Genomic DNA, 19843 nt, shown 5'->3' with positions numbered 1-19843 from the left:
TATAATTTAATATAGAGTGATTTCTAGATAGGAGAGGGATAATGGAATTAAAAGATTTTACTGAAAAAGAACAGGACATGATAAAGCAGGGACTGACAACATCTGAAATTAGCGATAAGGAAACCGCTGCGAAAATCCTTGCCCTAGTGCCTCAGGAATGGATCAAACGCATTCCCTTTTTCGTGCGAAAACACGCAACAACTCGGACAATAAAGCGAATTTCTATTGAATATCCAGAGCTCTACGCAGTTGCCAAGAGAAGTGGTGAGATTCCTGAGAAGGAACGAGAAGAATTGCGCCAAATCATTACAGATATTTTTCAAGAAAAAATGAATAAGCATAGAATGAAATAATGTTGAAAGGAACTACAAGAATTAGTTCCTTTTATAACCGTTTTCAATTATATGAAATGTAACTTATTGACGATATTTTGGCTATTTACGAACAAAGATTTAAAAAATCTTTAAAAAACACTTTACAAGTTCTTGTAAACATGATATAGTTATAAGGCTTAGAAAATGAGATGATGTTTTCTAGCAAATATAAACCCGAGTAAAAAATGCCTACGGACAGGCAGGGTTGAATGCCGAAGCGTGGTTGAAAAGCCGCATTATTGATAGGGTTAAAAGCCTACTTTTATAAGTTGATGTTAGGACGCTTGTCCTAATTCATAAATTTTAGTGTGGTGAAAGCACACGTCATCTTGTGAAACGATCAATAAAGTACGTAATATTTGCTACTAGAGAGTTAGGAAACATCGGGAACAGACATACTCAACAGAAACCAAAATAAAAACGTCAGAAGATTGCAGAGCAGGTGAAAACCTGCTCTTTTTCATAAGTCAAGCTTTGGTCGCCTTCATTTTTTTAGGCGCTAAAAATATGCTAAAGGAGTATGTCTTGATAAAGTTAGATCAGAACCAGGCCCCTATTTATGAAGGTCTGATTAAGTTACGAAAGAAAAGGATTGTTCCCTTTGATGTACCAGGTCATAAACGCGGACGGGGAAATCCAGAACTTGTTGAATTGTTGGGAGAAAAATGTGTTGGCATTGATGTCAATTCTATGAAACCCTTGGATAATCTAGGCCATCCCATTTCGATTATTCGAGATGCAGAGGAGCTGGCTGCGGATGCTTTTGGAGCAGCGCATGCCTTTCTCATGATTGGTGGAACAACATCATCTGTTCAAACCATGATTCTTTCCACCTGCAAGGCTGGAGATAAGATTATTCTGCCGCGAAATGTTCACAAATCTGCTATCAATGCGCTGGTTCTATGTGGTGCCATTCCCATCTATATCGAGATGAGTGTAGATCCTAAAATTGGTATCGCTTTAGGTCTTGAAAATGACCGTGTTGCACAGGCTATCAAGGAACATCCGGATGCTAAAGCTATCCTAATCAACAATCCTACCTACTATGGGATTTGTTCAGATCTCAAGGGTTTAACGGAAATGGCTCATGAAGCGGGCATGCTGGTTTTAGTAGATGAAGCTCATGGAGCGCATTTGCATTTTACAGACAAATTGCCACTATCTGCTATGGACGCTGGCGCTGATATGGCGGCGGTCTCTATGCATAAGTCTGGTGGGAGTTTGACCCAGAGCTCCATCCTTCTTATCGGGGAGCGTATGAATCCTGAGTACGTTCGTCAGATTATCAACCTGACCCAGTCTACATCTGCCTCTTACCTACTTATGGCAAGTCTTGATATTTCACGTCGTAATCTAGCTCTTCGTGGTAAAGAGTCTTTTGAGAAGGTTATTGAACTATCCGAGTATGCTCGTCGTGAAATCAATGCTATCGGTGGTTACTATGCCTACTCAAAAGAGTTAATAGACGGTGTGTCGGTCTGTGATTTTGACGTGACCAAGCTGTCAGTTTACACTCAGGGGATTGGTCTGACAGGTATCGAGGTTTATGACCTCTTGCGAGATGAATATGATATTCAGATCGAGTTTGGCGATATTGGCAATATCTTGGCTTATATTTCCATCGGTGATCGCATCCAAGACATTGAGCGTCTGGTCGGTGCTTTGGCGGATATCAAGAGACTTTATTCAAGAGATGGAAAAGACTTGATTGCTGGAGAATATATCCAACCAGAGTTAGTGCTATCTCCTCAGGATGCCTTTTATTCAGAGAGAAGAAGTTTAACCTTGGATGATTCTGTTGGACAAGTCTGTGGGGAATTTGTCATGTGCTATCCTCCAGGCATCCCAATCCTAGCACCAGGTGAACGCATTACACGAGACATTGTGGATTATATTCAATTTGCCAAAGAACGTGGTTGCTCCCTCCAAGGGACGGAAGATCCAGAAGTCAATCACATCAACGTTATTGATAGAAAGGAGAACTAGATGGATTTGTGGTTTTCTGAAGTTCATACTCCAGATGTGAAATTATCTTTGAGAACAGCTAAGCAACTCTACGCTGGAAAAAGTGAATGGCAGGATATAGAAGTATTAGATACTCCCGCTTTTGGGAAAATATTAATCTTAAATGGCCATGTCTTGTTTTCAGATGCAGATGATTTTGTCTACAATGAAATGACCGTCCACGTACCGATGGCTGTCCATCCCAATCCAAAGAAAGTCTTGGTTATAGGGGGTGGCGACGGCGGAGTTGCCCAAGTATTAACACTCTATCCCGAACTGGAGCAAATCGATATCGTGGAACCAGATGAAATGCTTGTTGAGGTTTGTCGTGAGTATTTCCCAGACTTTGCTGCAGGGCTAGATGACCCTCGTGTTACGATTTATTATCAAAATGGACTGAGATTTTTGAGAAACTGTGAGGATGATTACGATATCATTATCAACGATGCGACGGATCCATTTGGACATACGGAAGGGCTCTTTACCAAGGAATTTTATGGAAACAGTTACAGAGCTCTCAAAGAAGACGGTATCATGATTTATCAGCATGGTAGTCCTTTCTTTGACGAAGATGAGTCAGCTTGCCGAAGCATGCACCGTAAGGTCAATCAAGCCTTTCCAATCAGTCGGGTTTATCAGGCGCACATCCCAACCAGTCCAGCTGGCTATTGGCTATTTGGATTTGCATCGAAAAAATACCACCCTGTTAAAGATTTTGATAAGGAAGGCTGGAAAAAACGCCAGCTTTTCACAGAATACTACACTGCAAACTTACATGTGGGAGCCTTTATGTTGCCTAAGTATGTAGAAGACATTTTAGAAGAAGAGGAAGGGAAAAAATGAGTCGTCTATTAGTTATCGGATGTGGGGGCGTTGCCCAAGTTGCTATTTCAAAGATTTGCCAAGATAGCGAAACATTTACAGAGATTATGATTGCTAGTCGTACAAAGTCAAAATGTGATGATTTGAAGGCTAAATTAGAAGGCAAAACAAGTACAAAGATTGAAACAGCTGCTCTTGATGCTGATAAGGTAGAAGAAGTGATTGCTTTGATTGAAAGCTACAAACCAGAAGCCGTTTTGAACGTAGCTCTGCCATACCAAGACTTAACTATCATGGATGCTTGTTTGGCGACAGGTGTCCACTATATAGATACTGCCAACTATGAGGCTGAGGATACAGAAGACCCTGAATGGCGCGCCATTTATGAAAAACGTTGCAAGGAACTAGGTTTTACAGCTTACTTTGACTACTCATGGCAGTGGGCTTATCAGGAGAAATTCAAAGAAGCAGGCTTGACAGCTCTTCTTGGTTCTGGTTTTGACCCAGGTGTGACCAGTGTCTTTTCAGCTTATGCTCTGAAACACTATTTTGATGAGATCCACTATATCGATATTTTAGACTGTAATGGTGGTGACCACGGTTATCCGTTTGCGACTAACTTCAACCCAGAAATCAATCTACGCGAGGTTTCTGCGCCGGGTTCTTACTGGGAAGATGGAAAATGGGTAGAAGTTGAAGCTATGTCTATCAAACGTGAGTATGATTTCCCACAAGTTGGACAGAAAGACATGTATCTCCTTCACCATGAAGAAATTGAATCATTGTCTAAGAACATTCCTGGTGTCAAACGGATTCGTTTTTTTATGACTTTTGGCCAATCCTATCTAACACATATGAAATGCTTGGAAAACGTTGGTCTCCTTCGTACGGATACCATTAACTTTAACGGTCAAGAAATTGTACCAATCCAATTCTTGAAAGCCTTGCTTCCAGATCCTGCCAGCCTTGGCCCACGTACAGTTGGTAAAACCAATATTGGATGTATCTTTACAGGTGTCAAAGATGGCGTTGAAAAGACTATCTATATCTACAATGTTTGCGACCATCAGGAATGTTACGCAGAAGTTGGTTCACAGGCAATCTCTTACACAACAGGTGTTCCAGCTATGATTGGGACAAAATTAGTGATGGATGGCACTTGGAGACAACCTGGAGTGTATAATCTTGAAGAACTGGATCCAGATCCATTCATGGAAGCTTTGAATGAGTACGGCTTACCTTGGGTTGTGGTTGAAAATCCACAAATGGTGGACTAATGAAGCTAGAACAAGTACCCACACCAGCCTATGTCATTGACTTAGCCAAGCTAGAAGCCAACTGCCGTATTCTTCAACGAGTTCAGGAAGAGTCCGGTTGCAAGGTTTTGCTTGCCCAGAAGGCTTATTCCCTCTACAAAACCTATCCACTAATTAGCCAGTATCTGACAGGTACAACGGCTAGTGGTCTCTATGAGGCTAAGCTAGCTAGAGAAGAATTCCCAGGAGAAGTCCATGTCTTTGCACCTGCTTTCAAGGATGCAGACTTGGAGGAATTGCTTGAGATAACAGACCATATCGTCTTTAACTCAGAGAGACAGTTGCGTAAACACGGTCCTCGTTGCTGTGAGGCTGGTATTGGTGTCGGTTTACGCCTCAACCCTCAATGTTCTACTCAAGGAAATCACGCGCTCTATGATCCTTGTGCACCTGGCTCCCGGTTCGGAGTGACTTTAGACAAGATACCGAGTGATTTGCTGGACTTGGTGGATGGCCTTCATTTTCATACCCTTTGTGAACAAGGGGCAGATGATTTAGAGACGACTTTGAAAGCTGTAGAAGAACAGTTTGGACCTTATTTACATGAGGTCAAATGGCTCAATATGGGTGGAGGACACCACATAACGAGAGAAGACTATGATGTGGATTTGCTGATTTCTGAAATCAAGCGTATCCGAGAAACTTACAATCTTGAAGTCTATATCGAACCGGGTGAAGCTATTGCGCTCAATGCGGGTTATCTAGCAACTGAAGTATTGGATATTGTCGAAAACAGTATGGAAATCCTGGTTTTAGATGCCTCCGCGACCTGCCATATGCCAGATGTACTTGAAATGCCCTATCGTCCACCTTTGAGAAATGGATTTGAGGCGCAGGAAAAAATCCATACCTACAGACTTTCTTCCAATACCTGTCTGACGGGCGATGTGATTGGTGATTATAGTTTTGAAAATCCAGTCCAAATCGGTGATAGACTTTACTTTGAAGACATGGCAATCTATTCCTTTGTCAAAAATAATACCTTTAATGGTATTGGCCTCCCAAGTCTCTATCTCATGGACGAGCGAGGTGACTGTAGTCTAGTCAAAGCCTTCGGTTATCAAGACTTTAAAGGGAGATTATCATGATGGACAGTCCAAAGAAATTAGGCTATCGTATGCCAGCAGAGTACGAACCACATCATGGAACCCTCATGATCTGGCCGACTCGACCAGGTTCATGGCCCTTCCAAGGAAAGGCGGCCAAAAGAGCATTTAGCCAAATTATAAAGACCATAGCAGAAGGGGAAACTGTTTATCTTTTGGTGGAGCAGGACTATCTATCTGAAGCCCAATCCTATCTTGGAGACAAGGTTGTTTATCTAGACATTCCTACTAATGATGCCTGGGCGCGTGATACGGGTCCGACTATTCTCGTCAATGATAAAAGAGAAAAGTTGGCAGTAGACTGGTCTTTCAATGCTTGGGGTGGGGCTGTAGATGGTCTCTACCAAGATTATGAAGATGATGACCAAGTAGCCAGTCGGTTTGCTGAGGTCTTGGAAATGCCTGTCTATGATGCCAAACCTTTTGTACTGGAAGGCGGCGCGATCCATAGTGATGGTCAAGGAACCATTCTTGTGACTGAAAGTTGTCTTCTAAGTCCTGGACGCAATCCCCACCTGTCTAAAGAGCAAATTGAAAACACCTTATTAGAGAGCCTTGGCGCTGAAAAAGTTATCTGGCTGCCTTATGGTATTTATCAGGACGAAACCAATGAACACGTTGACAATGTTGCCGCTTTCGTTGGTCCTGCGGAACTTGTCTTAGCTTGGACAGATGATCAAAACGATCCCCAGTATGCCATGTCTGCAGCTGATTTAGCTCTTTTAGAGAAAGAGATGGATGCAAAAGGTCGTCCCTTCACTATTCATAAATTGCCTATCCCAGCTATTCGTCAGGTTGTCACTAAAGAAGATTTACCAGGCTATACCTATGAAGAAGGGGAAGAGGAGCGTTATGAGGGCGAGCGTCTTGCAGCTTCCTATGTCAATTTCTATATTGCCAACAAGGCTGTCCTTGTTCCCCAATTTCAAGATAAAAACGACCAAGTGGCCCTAGATATCCTCAGCAACTATTTCCCAGATCGTAAAGTTGTCGGAATCCCAGCTAGAGATATTCTTTTAGGTGGTGGCAATATCCACTGTATCACCCAACAAATCCCTGAATAGGAGAAAAAGATGAGAAATGTAAGAGTTGCAGCAATCCAGATGCAATGTACCAAGGATGTGGCAACAAATATCCAAACAGCGGAGCGTTTAGTACGTCAAGCTGCAGACAAAGGCGCACAAATCATTCTCTTACCAGAGTTATTTGAACGTCCTTATTTCTGTCAGGAACGCCAGTATGACTACTACCAGTATGCCCAGTCAGTGACAGAAAATACAGCCATTCAGCATTTTAAGGTGATTGCTAAAGAACTACAGGTTGTTCTGCCGATTAGTTTCTATGAAAAAGATGGTAATGTCTTGTATAACTCTATTGCCGTTATTGATGCAGATGGGGAAGTGCTGGGCGTCTATCGGAAGACCCACATACCAGATGATCATTACTATCAAGAAAAGTTTTATTTCACGCCTGGTAACATTGGTTTCAAGGTCTGGGATACGCGCTACGCTAAGATTGGCATCGGCATCTGTTGGGATCAATGGTTCCCTGAAACAGCCCGTTGTCTTGCGTTAAATGGTTCTGAATTGCTCTTTTATCCAACAGCTATTGGTTCAGAACCAATCTTGGATACAGATAGCTGTGGTCATTGGCAACGTACCATGCAGGGGCACGCAGCAGCCAATATTGTCCCGGTCATTGCAGCTAATCGCTACGGTTTGGAGGAAGTCACTCCTAGTGAAGAAAATGGTGGACAGAGTTCCAGTCTTGACTTTTACGGTTCGTCCTTTATGACGGATGAAACAGGAGCTATTCTAGAGCGAGCTGAAAGACAAGGAGAAGCTGTTCTGTTAGCAACTTATGACCTTGATAAGGGAGCAAGTGAACGCCTCAACTGGGGACTGTTTCGAGATAGAAGACCAGAAATGTACCAACGGATTACCGACTAGAAGATAAATTTCATAATAAATTTTTGATATTCACGCCTGTCTTACAAAAATGTAAGATAGGCTTTTTAAATGTAAGATGGGTGTACGATTATACGTAGAAATGTATGCTATACTCTATGTAGATCAAAAGAAAGAGGTTTATTATGAAAAAATGGAATGCAACTCAGTTGAAGTATCTGATGGCGGCAGTAATGGTTCTAGATCATATCCCTCATATCACAGGGATCGTTTCTCCTATGTGGGAAGGTATTTTCCATGCCTTGACCCGTTGTGTGGGAGTTTGGTTTGCTTATATAGCTATGGAAGGCTTCATCCATACTCAAAATCTAAAAAACTACCTCCTCCGTCTTTGGAGTTGGGCGCTTATCATGTTTGCTGGAAATAGCCTACTCAATACCCTATTTGCATCTAAAGGAGTAATGGTCAATAACAACATTTTCCTGACTCTAGCCATCGGTGTTACCATGCTTTGGCTTGGTTTTCCTAGAAAAGAGCTGGATCAAAAAGAGAAGTTGTGGCGTCGGATTGGGGTTGCTGGTCTCTTGATTTTCGGTTGTCTTTTTACTGAGGGCGGTATCACCATGCTACCATTTCTCTTAATTAGTTACTCTTGTCGAAATCGCAAGGGATTGCGAAATCTCCTTTATACACTCCTTTGGGCCTTTCTATTAGTGACTTCTATCCATACCTATGATACTTGGTACCAAACCTTGGAAATGATGCTTTACAATTCTGACTGGCTCTTTATCACCGTCTTTCCTTTCATGGCCTTGTATAATGGACAGCGAGGAAAGGAAACCAGCTGGAGTAAATATTTCTTTTATATTTTCTACCCAGCTCATTTATGGATCATAACTTTGATTGCTTATCTGCTTAAGTAGATTCAATATTCATTAGCTCCTTCTTGCTTAAAATGTGAGAGGAGTTTTTCTGTATCTGGAATTCCCAACAAAACATGTTATAATAGTTTTAGAAAGGACGAGGTTTATGGCGAGTATACTTGTAATTGAAGATAATAATGAAATCCAGGAAATCTTAAGAACCCTTCTTGCAGAGGAACACGAGGTGATTCAAGCATTTTCTGGCACAGAAGGTATAATGCAATTTGACAAAGGTGGCATCGATCTCGTTTTGCTAGATATCATGCTCCCTGGAAAAAATGGCGACCAAGTCTTGCAAGCTATTCGACAAACTAGTCAGACTCCGGTCATCATGCTCACTGCTTTGGGTGATAAAAAGCTCATCAGCCAATATCTCCTAGATGGTGCCAATGATTATGTAGTAAAACCTTTTGATTTGGACGAAGTCTTTGCCAGAGTCACTGTGCAATTACGCCAAAGTGGTGAACATCAGTCAGAAGATCGAAGAGAAATTGATAACCTCGTACAAAACTTTAAAAATATCCAGTTCGATGCGGATAGTTTCGAAATAAGTAGCACAACTGAAACCATTCGCCTTGCAAAGAAAGAGTGTCAGATTCTCCAAATGTTGCTCCAGCATCCTAAAAAGATCTTCACCAAGGAAGAACTCTATGAATTGATTTGGGAAGAAAGTTACCTTCCTGGAGACAATACGCTCAACACCCATCTAAGCAATCTCCGTAAAAAACTGCATCAACTGGATCCAAATCATGAGTACATCGAAACCATTTGGGGAGTTGGTGTTCGATTAAAAGGAGACAAATAATGAATTACATTTTGCTATCTATATTGCTCCTCATTAACATCATTTTGGCGATTTCTTTGATTCGCTATCATATAGCAATTAGAGATTTAAGCAGACAAATCGAAGAAAAGATTCGCTCTGGTAGCATGAAGAGGATCGGTGTAAATTTCTTTTCAAAGACCATTTTGCGACTACATAACCAAATTGAGAATCTATTTCAAGAAGTTGAGCAAAACCAACTAATCATGAAGCGTGAAAAACGCACCCTAGATATGGCAATCAGTAACATTGCTCATGATATTCGGACACCTTTGACAATCGCATCAGGATATACTCAGCAACTAATAAAACATCCCGATAATAGTTCAGAAACCTTAAATAAAATAGCCCATCATCAGGATTTGGTTTCCAAACGTTTGGAGGCTCTCCTCGAATACCGTCATTTGATGGAAGGAGCGGTCAAACCGAAACTGGAAGAACTTGATTTATCAACTTTTATAACGAAAAAGACTTTAGCTTATTACGACGTTTTTCAATCTTCACAGATTGTTCTTGATTTTAATGTTGAACCAGGATTGAAAACGACGACTGATGAGGACTTGCTTGATCGAATTATACAAAACCTCCTTGGAAATGTTCTCAAGCACGGCAAGGAGAAGGCTCGACTTTCTTTGAAAAAGGAAGAAAATAGGCTTGTTTTGGAAATTGATAATCTAGTCAAAAAACCTATCAAGAATATAGACAATCTCAGTAATCGTTTTTATTCTGAAAATATGTCAGATACCGAAGAATCCTCTGGTTTAGGTCTCTATATTACCGAGGAATTAGTTCATCTTCTTGGAGCGGATATGAAGCTAGTTGCTGATGACGAATGGTTTTCAGTCTTTATTTATTTTTAACAGAAGAAATCTCCTCTATATCCTAGAGGAGGTTCTTTTTATAAACTTTTCTTCTTGAAAACAGTCAGTCCACTGAGAGAGAAGAAAAGTATGATAGCGATGCAAACCGTTATGGTATAGAGAACGGATTGACTATCAGCAGTCATGGCATAGGCAAAATCTAGGATTAAATATCGTAGAATTTCAATGTCTGGGAAAAGGAACATTGGCATAGAAAGGATGATAGAGCTGACCAGATAGCCGATAAATACGGCAAGATAGGAGTGAGTCACATAGAGAATAAAGGAAACAATCGAAAGCCAAGCGAGGAGGCAGAGAAATTGAAGGGAAATTGTTAAGAGAAGGTTTGTAATAAAACCATCAGGCATCGTACCAAGTCCATTTAATAGAGTTGAGGGGACAAAAGCAATCACAAGGCTGGCGATGAGCTGTAAGAGAGCGATACTTGCTAGTACAAAGGATTTAGCAAGGAAAAACTCTGTACGAGAAACGCCAACAGTCAAACTATTTTTATAAAGCTTGCCGATTAGATCAACTCCTAGAACTAGACATGCTAGAACAATGCAGAGAAAAACGAGGTTTGAACCATTGCTAGACGCGTTGATTAGAGCCTCTATCCCATTCCAACCATGGGTAGGAGTCTCTGGTGGTGTTGTATTTACTGACATTAAATGTCCTGTAGCGCCAATAGTAGCACCCAGTAACATAAGTACAAAGAGAATGAATTCTGTAATCCAGAATCCTTTGGATCGGAAAAGACGGTAAAAGTCTGCTTGAATGGTATGTATCATGATTTTTCTCCTATTCTACCAATTGGGTGAAGTATTCTTCTAGGTTTTGACGGGCAAAGTATATCTCATCAATAGCAACATCGGCCAAAGTTAGTTGTTTGAGAATCTGTTTGACATCTTGTTCATTACCAAAGATATGAATTTCATTTTCAGGATTGACAACCTTAAATTGGAGTTGGATTTGTTCTTTCAATACCTGACAAGCTCTTTCTTTGTCGCTTGTTTTAAGCACAATATAATCCTCGCTCAGTGTTTCAAACTCAGCTTTACTAATTTCACGGATAATCTTACCTTGATCCAGAATACCAAAGCGATTAGCTAAGAGATAGAGCTCTGACAAGATATGGCTAGAGATGAGGATAGTTATGCCTTTTTCTTGATTGAGCCGCTGGATCATGAGGCGAAATTCTTTGATTCCAATTGGGTCGAGACCGTTAATAGGTTCATCAAGAATCAGGAAATCAGGTTTTGATAGGAGGGCAATGGCAATGCCAAGTCTTTGTTTCATTCCTAGTGAAAAATCACGAAAAACTTTTTTTCCTGTATCTGACAAACCAACATAGTCTAAGGTCTCATGAATCACTTTATCAGCATTTGGAATATGACGTATCATACAATAATATTTAAGGTTTTGATAAGCTGTTAAGTGATTATGGGCTACAGGTGATTCGATAACAGAACCCACTTGAGATAAAGCCTTTGTCCACTCATTTTCTTCTTGGCTAGAAAAGAGGGAAACTGTACCTTTGTCCGCAAACAATAATTGCGTAATGATTTTAATAAGAGTAGTTTTACCTGCTCCATTTTTTCCAATTAGACCATAAATATCTCCCTCTTTTATGGTTAGACTAAGATCTTGAAGAATAGCTTGTTGTCCGAATTGTTTGGTCAGTCCATGAATTTCGAGTACTGTTTTCATGATTTTCTCCTTTTGATTTGTTTTTCTAACTTTAGTATAAGGTATAGAAATCAAAGAAATATCAAGTAATTCTAAAGAGTTTCTAAAGTTTTGTGATTCTTAAAAGAAACAAAACCCAGTTGATATGAACTGGGCTTCTCAATTATAAAATATACTTCTCAATGGCACGCGCAACGCCTTCTTCTTCGTTGCTAGCTGTAACGTCATTAGCAAGGGATTTGACATAATCACTGGCATTTCCCATAGCAATGCCAAGTCCTGCAAACTGAAGCATTTCGATATCGTTATTGGCATCGCCCATGGCCATAATTTCTGAGGGCTCGATCTTCAAAATAGCTGCTAGTCGAGAAAGAGCAGTAGCCTTTGTCGTCCCAAGTGGCATGGCTTCATAAATAACAGGTTGCGAACGAACTCCACTGAATTGTTGGCAGAGTTCCTCAGCAAACCGTTGCTCAAAATCGTCTGTTTGCTCTTTTGTTCCTAAAAACATTCCTTGGAACATCCGATATTTGCCACTAGTGGCTTCCTCAAGGGAAATTTCAGTCAGATCTGAAAAGACTAGCTTGGCATCATTTTGAACGATTTGATTAGGCTTGCCACCGAGAACAAAATAATGTTCCTCATCAAAAAGAGTCAACTGAACATCACTTTTTTCAGCAAGGCCATAGAGGTATTCAATGTCAGCTGGACTGAGTTCTTGCCAGTCAACTAGACTCCATTCACTGGTCTGGTGGGTTGAACAACCATTATTGACAATGACGTACTCGTTCTGGAGATCTAGTCCTAGTTTTTTATAGTAAGGAAGAACACCGAAAAGCGGGCGACCTGTACAGAGAACCAGTTTGACACCTTTTTCAATGGCTTGGTGAATAGCAGTGATGTGGGTTTGCGGGATTTCCTTGGCTTCATTAAGGAGGGTTCCGTCCATATCCAAGGCAAGTAGTTTAATCATAAGACTTCCTTTTCTAGATGTTTTGCTTTTATTATAGCATATTTTGGTAATGAGGAGACAGAATCTTCTGTTAAAACATGGTATAATAAAAGGTAATGAAAAATTCCAACGAGGCTGAGATGAAATTACTTTATACTGATATTCGGACTTCTTTGACTGAAATTTTAACGAGAGAAGCGGAAGAGCTAGTTGCTGCGGGCAAGCGGGTCTTCTACATCGCGCCCAACTCTCTTTCATTTGAAAAAGAACGCGCTGTGCTGGAATGCTTGTCCCAGCAGGCTTCTTTTGCGATTACCGTCACGCGTTTTGCTCAGATGGCTCGTTATCTAGTTTTAAATGATTTGCCTACAAAGACCAGTCTAGATGACATCGGTCTTGGGATGGCTTTTTATAAATGTCTTGCAGAACTAGATCCTAAAGAGTTGCGAGTTTATGGTGCGATTAAACAAGATCCTCAGTTTATCCAGCAGTTGATTGAACTTTATCATGAGATGATGACTGCTCAGATGAGTTTTTTGGACTTGGAAAGTTTGACTGATGAGGATAAACGAGCAGATTTACTCTTGATTTTTGAGAAAGTAACTGCTTATCTCAATCAAAGCCAGTTGGCTCAGGGAAGTCAATTGTCCCATTTGATTGAGGCTATTGAGAATGACAATGTAAGTAGTGATTTCAGTCAGATTGCCTTGGTTATTGATGGCTTTACCCGTTTTTCTGCTGAGGAAGAGCGTGTAGTGGATCTACTCCATCGCAAAGATACCGAGATTGTTATTGGGGCCTATGCAAGCAAGAAAGCCTATACCAGTCCGTTCACTGAAGGAAATCTCTATCAAGCCAGTGTGGAATTCCTCCATCATTTGGGGGCAAAATACCAAACACCTGCTCAGGATCGTTCTCAGACACATGAGAAAATGGATAGTTTTGACAAGGCTTCTCGTTTGCTGGAGTCTTCTTATGACTTCTCAGAACTCGCTTTGGATATCGATGAGAAGGACCGTGAAAACCTGCAAATTTGGTCTTGCTTGACGCAAAAAGAGGAGTTGGAGCTGGTAGCCCGTAGCATTCGTCAGAAATTACATGACCATCCAGAACTAAGTTACAAGCATTTTCGTATTCTCTTGGGTGATGTAGCTTCTTATCAGTTATCTCTCAAAACCATTTTTGACCAGTACCAGATACCATTCTATCTTGGTAGAAGTGAATCCATGGCCCATCATCCCTTTACCCAGTATGTCGAATCTATTTTTCGTTTGAAACATTACCGTTTCCGTCAGGAGGATTTGATTAATCTCCTCAGAACTGGTTTGTATACTGACCTTAGCCAAGCGGATATTGATGCTTTTGAACAATATCTCCGCTATCTTGGCATCAATGGCATGCCAGCTTTTCAGCAGACCTTTACCAAATCCCACCACGGAAAATTTGATTTAGAGCGTCTAAATTCTCTTCGTCTGCGAGTTTTGGCACCACTTGAAACCTTATTTGCCAGTCGGAAGCAAAAGACTGAAAATCTCTTGCAAAAGTGGAATACTTTTCTAAAAAATGCTGCTTTAAGCAAGCAGATGCAAGAATTGACAGCTACTATGGAAACTCTAGAACAGGAAAGACAAGCCGAAGTTTGGAAGGCTTTCTGCCATGTTTTAGAACAATTTGCGACGGTTTTTGCTGGTTCACAGGTTAGTTTAGAGGATTTCCTAGCCTTGCTCCATTCTGGAATGAGCTTATCCCAGTATCGTACCATTCCAGCAACTGTTGACACCGTTCTGGTGCAGAGTTACGATTTGATTGCGCCCTTAACGGCTGATTTTGTCTATGCCATTGGGCTGACTCAGGATCATTTACCAAAAATTGCGCAAAACACCAGCCTGTTAACAGACGAAGAAAGACAAAGCCTAAACCAAGCGACTGAAGAGGGAGCACAATTACTGATTGCAAGTAGTGAAAACCTCAAGAAAAATCGCTATACCATGCTTTCTTTAGTCAATGCTGCTCGTAAGCAGTTGATTTTGTCAGCTCCAAGTCTCCTCAATGAAAATGAGAGCAAGGAATCAGCCTATCTTCAGGAACTGGTGGGTTTTGGATTTAGCCGGTTAGAGAAGAAGATTCATCAAAAAAGTCTGTCTAAGGATGATATGGGTTCATATCACAGTCTCTTGTCTAGTCTCGTTTCCTATCATCAGCAGGAGGGTTCTAGTGAAAACGAAGAAGATGTGACCTTTGTCAAGGTTCTAGCGCGTGTGATGGGGAAAAAACTTGATCAAAAAGGTCTTACAAATCCAGCACTCCCAACTAGTCCAAGCAGCAAGCCATTAGAGAAAGAGACCTTGCAGGCTCTCTATCCAGCTGACAAGGAGTTTTACCTGTCAACTTCTGGTTTAACGGAGTTTTACCGCAATGAATATAGTTATTTCCTCCGTTATGTCTTAGGTTTGCAGGAAGAATTGCGCCTACGTCCTGATGTTCGCAGTCACGGGAATTTCTTGCACCGTATTTTTGAACGTGCCTTGAAACTACCTGCTGAAAATTCCTTTGACCAACGTCTGGAGCAAGCTATCAAGGAAACCAGCCAAGAACGCGAATTTGAAGCTATTTATCAGGAAAGTTTGGAAGCCCAGTTTACCAAGGAAGTTCTACTTGATGTGGCTCGGACAACAGGCCACATCCTTCGTCATAATCCAGCCATTGAAACCATCCAAGAGGAAGCAACATTTGGTGGTAAAGATCAAGCATATATCCAGTTGGATAATGGTCGCAGTGTCCATGTGCGAGGCAAGGTTGACCGTATTGACCGCTTGAAAGCTGATGGAGCGCTAGGAGTGGTGGACTACAAGTCTAGTCTGACTCAGTTTCAGTTTCCTCATTTCTTTAATGGCCTTAATTCCCAGCTGCCAACCTATCTTGCTGCCCTAAAAAGAGAAGGGGAGCAGAACTTTTTCGGTGCCATGTACTTGGAAATGGCTGAGCCCGTCCAATCTTTATTAGCTGTTAAAAGTCTGGCAGGAGCAGTAGTAGAAGCCAGCAAATCAATGAAATACCAGGGACTCTTTTTAGAAAAAGAAAGCAGTCATTTGGGTGAATTTTACAACAAAAACAAGGCCAATCAACTGACAGACGAGGAGTTCCAGCTCTTATTGGACTACAATGCCCATCTGTACAAGAAGGCAGCTGAGAAGATTTTAGAAGGCCAGTTTGCCATCAATCCCTATACCGAAAATGGCAGAAGTATTGCCCCATACGTCCAGCAACATCAGGCTATTACTGGCTTTGAGGCTAATTACCATTTAGGTCAAGCTCGTTTCCTAGAGAAGTTGGACTTATCTGATGGCAAGCGTCTGGTCGGAGAAAAACTCAAGCAAGCTTGGTTTGAGAAAATGAGAGAGGAGTTGAATCGATGAAGCCCATTTCTTTTTTAACTGAGGAAGAAATTCAAAAACTGCAAGAAGCAGAAGCGAGTTCGAACAAGGAACAGAAGAAAACTGCCGAGCAAATTGAAGCCATTTATACGGCAGGGCAAAATATCCTAGTTTCAGCGTCTGCTGGTTCAGGGAAGACCTTTGTTATGGCCGAGCGCATTCTTGACCAATTAGCCCGTGGTGTAGAAATCAGTCAACTCTTTATCTCGACCTTTACCGTTAAGGCTGCTACTGAACTCAAAGAGCGCTTGGAGAAAAAAATCAGCCAACAAATCCAAGAAAGTAACGATGTCGATCTCAAACAACACTTGGGACGCCAGTTGGCAGATCTACCAAACGCTGCCATCGGAACCATGGACTCCTTCACACAAAAGTTTCTCGGCAAACATGGCTATCTGATTGATATTGCACCAAATTTTCGTATTTTACAAAATGAAAGTGAACAGTTAATCTTAAAAAACGAAGTTTTTCGTCAAGTTTTTGAAGCCCATTACCAAGGTGAGAATAAAGAGAAATTTAGTAGCTTAGTGAAGAACTTTGCTGGACGTGGCAAGGATGAACGAGGTCTACGCCAACAAGTCTACAAAATCTATGATTTCCTTCAATCCACCAGTAGCCCCCAAAAATGGCTGAACGAGTCTTTTCTCAAAGGGTTTGAAAAAGCTGACTTTGCAAATGAGAAAGACAAACAAACTGAGCAAATCAAGCAGGCGCTTTGGGACTTGGAAAGTTTCCTCCGTTATCATCTGGATAACGATGCTAAGGAGTTTCCAAAAGCTGCCTATTTAGAAAATGTGCAGCTGGTTCTGGATGAAATTGGCTCCTTAAATCAAGAGTCCGATAGCCAGGCTTATCAAGCAGTGCTTGCGCGTATTGTTGCAATCTCGAAGGAGAAAAACGGTCGAGCTCTGGCTAACTCCAGTCGTAAGGCCGATTTAAAACCACTGGCTGATGCCTATAACGATGAGAGAAAGGCCCAGTTTGCTAAACTAGGACAACTGGCGGACCAGATAACGATTCTCGACTACCAAGAACGTTATCATGAAGATACTTGGGAGCTAGGTAAAACCTTCCAAACCTTTATGAGCGATTTTGTAGAGGCTTATCGAGAACGTAAACGCCAGGAAAATGCTTTTGAATTCGCTGATATCAGTCATTGCACCATTGAGATTTTAGAGAATTTTCCGCAAGTCCGCGAGGCTTATCAGGAACGATTCCACGAAGTCATGGTCGATGAGTATCAGGATACCAATCACATTCAAGAACGGATGCTGGAATTGCTGTCTAATGGCCACAATCGCTTTATGGTGGGGGATATCAAGCAGTCTATCTACCGTTTCCGTCAGGCAGACCCGCAGATTTTCAATGAAAAATTCCAACGCTATACGAAAAATCCTCAAGAAGGCAGGTTGATTCTTCTTAAAGAAAATTTCCGTAGTAGTTCAGAAGTGCTGTCAGCAACCAATGATGTTTTTGAACGTCTCATGGACCAAGAGGTCGGCGAAATCAACTATGACAGCATGCACCAGCTTGTTTTTGCCAATACCAAACTAACTCCTAATCCAGAAAACAAGGCAGAATTTCTCCTCTACGATAAGGACGATAGTGGGCAAGAAGAGGAAGAGAGCCAAACAGAAACGAAACTCACAGGAGAAATGCGCCTAGTCATCAAGGAAATCTTGAAACTTCATCAGGAAAAAGGTGTTGCCTTCAAAGAAATTGCCCTTTTGACTTCCAGTCGCAGTCGAAATGACCAAATTCTCCTCGCCTTGTCTGAGTACGGTATTCCTGTTAAAACCGACGGTGAGCAGAACAATTATCTCCAATCCCTAGAAGTACAAGTCACGCTGGATACGCTTCGTGTCATTCACAATCCCCTGCAAGACTATGCCTTGGTTGCCCTTATGAAGTCTCCTATGTTTAGCTTTGATGAGGACGAGTTGGCACGTTTGTCTCTTCAGAAGGCAGAAGATAAAGTCCAAGAGAATCTCTATGAGAAACTAGTTAATGCTCAAAAACAAGCAACTCCCCAGAAAGAGTTAATTCACAAGGAACTAGCTGAAAAACTAGATCAATTCATAGATATTTTGTCTTCTTGGCGCCTGTATTCCAAAACCCACTCTCTCTATGACTTGATTTGGAAGATTTATAATGACCGTTTTTATTATGACTATGTTGGAGCCTTACCGAACGGACCTGCTAGACAGGCTAATCTCTATGCCCTAGCTCTTCGAGCTGACCAGTTTGAAAAGAGTAATTTCAAGGGCTTGGCGCGTTTTATACGTATGATTGACCAAGTCCTAGAAGCCCAGCACGATCTCGCAAGCGTAGCCGTCGCACCGCCTAAAGATGCCGTGGAACTTATGACCATTCACAAGAGCAAAGGGCTGGAGTTCCCTTATGTCTTTATCCTTAATATGGATCAGGACTTCAACAAGCAAGACTCGATGTCAGACGTCATTCTCAGTCGTCAAAATGGGCTTGGTGTCAAATACATTGCCAAGGTAGATACAGAAGCAGTGGAAGCACACTATCCTAAAACCATTAAACTTTCCATTCCTAGCTTGACCTATACGCAGAATGAGAAAGAACTGCAACTGGCTAGCTATTCAGAGCAGATGCGTCTGCTGTATGTTGCCATGACGAGAGCTGAGAAAAAGCTCTATCTTGTCGGTAAGGGCTCTCGTGAAAAGCTAGAAGCCAAAGAATACCCAGCAGCAAATAACGGAAAATTAGATAGCAATACCAGACTACAAGCAAGAAATTTCCAAGATTGGATCTGGGCTATCAGCAAAGTATTTGCCAAGGACAATCTCAACTTTATCTATCGTTTTGTTGGTGAAGACCAGTTGACTAGAGAAGCTATCGGGGAGTTGGAAAACAGGAGTCCTCTACAAGATAGCTCTCAATCAAGCAACCGTCAGTCAGAGACTATCAAAGAAGCTCTGGAAATGCTGAAAGAGGTGGAAGTTTATAATAGTCTTCACCGCGCAGCTATTGAGCTTCCTAGTGTTCAAACCCCAAGTCAAATCAAGAAATTCTACGAACCTGTTATGGATATGGAAGGTGTTCGAATTGCTAACCAAACTCAATCAACTGAGAAAAAAATCAGCTTTGATTTACCAGATTTTTCAACTAAAGAAAAGGTAACTGGAGCTGAGATTGGTAGTGCCACTCATGAACTTATGCAGAGAATTGACCTCAGTCAGCAACCAACACTTGCTAGTCTAACAGAAACACTCAAACAAGTTCAGATTAGTCCAGCTGTGAGAGACAAGATCAATCTTTCTAAAATTCTCGCCTTCTTTGAAACACCACTTGGTCAGGAAATTCTCGCTAATACCGACCATCTCTACCGCGAGCAACCTTTCTCCATGCTCAAAAAAGATCAAAAAAGTCAGGAAGACTTTGTTGTTCGTGGGATCTTGGACGGCTATCTACTTTATGAGGACAGAATTATTCTTTTCGACTATAAGACAGACCGTTACGATGAACCAAGTCAACTCATAGACCGCTATCGTGGTCAGTTAGCTCTATATGGTGAGGCCTTATCACGAGCCTATTTGATTGAAAACATAGAAAAATACTTGATTTTGCTCGGAAAAGACGAGGTTCAAGTTGTAAAAGTATAAT

Annotated in this window: 15 protein-coding genes; 12 read left to right on the top strand and 3 right to left on the bottom strand. The window is 41.4% G+C overall.

The window, feature by feature from the left end; translation table 11 throughout:
• Positions 1–41 precede the first annotated feature (41 nt).
• The 10 genes from D8803_RS06165 (at position 42) to D8803_RS06120 (ending at position 10135) form a co-directional block, all read left to right on the top strand.
• Positions 42–353: a hypothetical protein gene (locus D8803_RS06165; protein ID WP_131200582.1), complete on the top strand. Its 312-nt coding sequence runs from the start codon at positions 42–44 to the stop codon at positions 351–353.
• 546 nt (positions 354–899) lie between these two features.
• Positions 900–2360, top strand: a complete 1461-nt coding sequence (locus D8803_RS06160; protein ID WP_131200581.1) for an aminotransferase class I/II-fold pyridoxal phosphate-dependent enzyme — start codon at positions 900–902, stop codon at positions 2358–2360.
• Positions 2361–3221, top strand: a complete 861-nt coding sequence (gene speE, locus D8803_RS06155; RefSeq protein ID WP_000366713.1) for a polyamine aminopropyltransferase — start codon at positions 2361–2363, stop codon at positions 3219–3221.
• Positions 3218–4477 (top strand): saccharopine dehydrogenase family protein, encoded by a 1260-nt coding sequence (locus D8803_RS06150; RefSeq protein ID WP_131200580.1) that lies wholly within the window; start codon positions 3218–3220, stop codon positions 4475–4477. The genes speE and D8803_RS06150 overlap by 4 nt, the downstream gene beginning before the upstream one ends.
• Positions 4477–5604, top strand: a complete 1128-nt coding sequence (gene nspC / locus D8803_RS06145; protein WP_131200579.1) for a carboxynorspermidine decarboxylase — start codon at positions 4477–4479, stop codon at positions 5602–5604. The genes D8803_RS06150 and nspC overlap by 1 nt, the downstream gene beginning before the upstream one ends.
• A complete protein-coding gene (aguA, locus tag D8803_RS06140; RefSeq protein WP_000969481.1) occupies positions 5601–6686 on the top strand; it encodes an agmatine deiminase in 1086 nt (361 codons plus the stop codon). Before nspC ends, aguA begins: the two co-directional genes overlap by 4 nt.
• A 9-nt stretch (positions 6687–6695) precedes the next feature.
• Positions 6696–7571, top strand: coding sequence for an N-carbamoylputrescine amidase (aguB, locus tag D8803_RS06135; protein ID WP_131200578.1), 876 nt, complete (start codon positions 6696–6698; stop codon positions 7569–7571).
• Between the two features lie 143 nt (positions 7572–7714).
• Positions 7715–8452, top strand: coding sequence for a TraX family protein (locus D8803_RS06130; RefSeq protein WP_131200577.1), 738 nt, complete (start codon positions 7715–7717; stop codon positions 8450–8452).
• A 106-nt stretch (positions 8453–8558) separates the two neighbouring features.
• Positions 8559–9257 (top strand): response regulator transcription factor, encoded by a 699-nt coding sequence (locus tag D8803_RS06125; protein WP_131200576.1) that lies wholly within the window; start codon positions 8559–8561, stop codon positions 9255–9257.
• Entirely contained in the window at positions 9257–10135 is an 879-nt protein-coding gene (locus D8803_RS06120; protein WP_131200575.1) for a sensor histidine kinase, read from the top strand. Before D8803_RS06125 ends, D8803_RS06120 begins: the two co-directional genes overlap by 1 nt.
• Before the next feature lie 38 nt (positions 10136–10173).
• On the opposite strand, the gene D8803_RS06115 is transcribed toward D8803_RS06120, so the two are convergent.
• From D8803_RS06115 to D8803_RS06105, 3 genes are all read right to left on the bottom strand, one after another.
• Complete coding sequence (locus D8803_RS06115) at positions 10174–10926, bottom strand: ABC transporter permease (protein ID WP_131200574.1); 753 nt, start codon at positions 10924–10926, stop codon at positions 10174–10176.
• A 10-nt stretch (positions 10927–10936) separates the two neighbouring features.
• Positions 10937–11845 (bottom strand): ATP-binding cassette domain-containing protein, encoded by a 909-nt coding sequence (locus D8803_RS06110; RefSeq protein WP_131200573.1) that lies wholly within the window; start codon positions 11843–11845, stop codon positions 10937–10939.
• 142 nt (positions 11846–11987) lie between these two features.
• Complete coding sequence (locus tag D8803_RS06105; RefSeq protein WP_131200572.1) at positions 11988–12797, bottom strand: Cof-type HAD-IIB family hydrolase; 810 nt, start codon at positions 12795–12797, stop codon at positions 11988–11990.
• 119 nt (positions 12798–12916) lie between these two features.
• On the opposite strand from D8803_RS06105, the gene rexB reads away from it, so the two are divergent.
• A complete protein-coding gene (rexB, locus tag D8803_RS06100; RefSeq protein WP_131200571.1) occupies positions 12917–16192 on the top strand; it encodes an ATP-dependent nuclease subunit B in 3276 nt (1091 codons plus the stop codon).
• Positions 16189–19842, top strand: a complete 3654-nt coding sequence (gene addA / locus D8803_RS06095; RefSeq protein ID WP_131200570.1) for a helicase-exonuclease AddAB subunit AddA — start codon at positions 16189–16191, stop codon at positions 19840–19842. The genes rexB and addA overlap by 4 nt, the downstream gene beginning before the upstream one ends.
• Position 19843: the final 1 nt, after the last annotated feature.

This window comes from Streptococcus oralis (assembly GCF_003943385.1).
Classification (GTDB): Bacteria; Bacillota; Bacilli; order Lactobacillales; family Streptococcaceae; genus Streptococcus; species Streptococcus oralis_CA.
The sequence above is the reverse complement of the archived record's forward strand: the minus strand, read 5'-3'. Positions and strand labels throughout refer to the sequence as shown.

Excerpts from the sequence above, each read along its gene's own strand:
- rexB (WP_131200571.1), top strand. The coding sequence starts at position 12,917 with ATGAAATTACTTTATACTGATATTCGGACTTCTTTGACTGAAATTTTA.
- addA (WP_131200570.1), top strand. The coding sequence starts at position 16,189 with ATGAAGCCCATTTCTTTTTTAACTGAGGAAGAAATTCAAAAACTGCAA.
- D8803_RS06130 (WP_131200577.1), top strand. The coding sequence starts at position 7,715 with ATGAAAAAATGGAATGCAACTCAGTTGAAGTATCTGATGGCGGCAGTA.
- D8803_RS06105 (WP_131200572.1), bottom strand. The coding sequence starts at position 12,797 with ATGATTAAACTACTTGCCTTGGATATGGACGGAACCCTCCTTAATGAA.
- nspC (WP_131200579.1), top strand. The coding sequence starts at position 4,477 with ATGAAGCTAGAACAAGTACCCACACCAGCCTATGTCATTGACTTAGCC.
- D8803_RS06115 (WP_131200574.1), bottom strand. The coding sequence starts at position 10,926 with ATGATACATACCATTCAAGCAGACTTTTACCGTCTTTTCCGATCCAAA.
- D8803_RS06165 (WP_131200582.1), top strand. The coding sequence starts at position 42 with ATGGAATTAAAAGATTTTACTGAAAAAGAACAGGACATGATAAAGCAG.
- D8803_RS06120 (WP_131200575.1), top strand. The coding sequence starts at position 9,257 with ATGAATTACATTTTGCTATCTATATTGCTCCTCATTAACATCATTTTG.
- D8803_RS06150 (WP_131200580.1), top strand. The coding sequence starts at position 3,218 with ATGAGTCGTCTATTAGTTATCGGATGTGGGGGCGTTGCCCAAGTTGCT.
- speE (WP_000366713.1), top strand. The coding sequence starts at position 2,361 with ATGGATTTGTGGTTTTCTGAAGTTCATACTCCAGATGTGAAATTATCT.
- D8803_RS06110 (WP_131200573.1), bottom strand. The coding sequence starts at position 11,845 with ATGAAAACAGTACTCGAAATTCATGGACTGACCAAACAATTCGGACAA.
- D8803_RS06125 (WP_131200576.1), top strand. The coding sequence starts at position 8,559 with ATGGCGAGTATACTTGTAATTGAAGATAATAATGAAATCCAGGAAATC.
- aguA (WP_000969481.1), top strand. The coding sequence starts at position 5,601 with ATGATGGACAGTCCAAAGAAATTAGGCTATCGTATGCCAGCAGAGTAC.
- aguB (WP_131200578.1), top strand. The coding sequence starts at position 6,696 with ATGAGAAATGTAAGAGTTGCAGCAATCCAGATGCAATGTACCAAGGAT.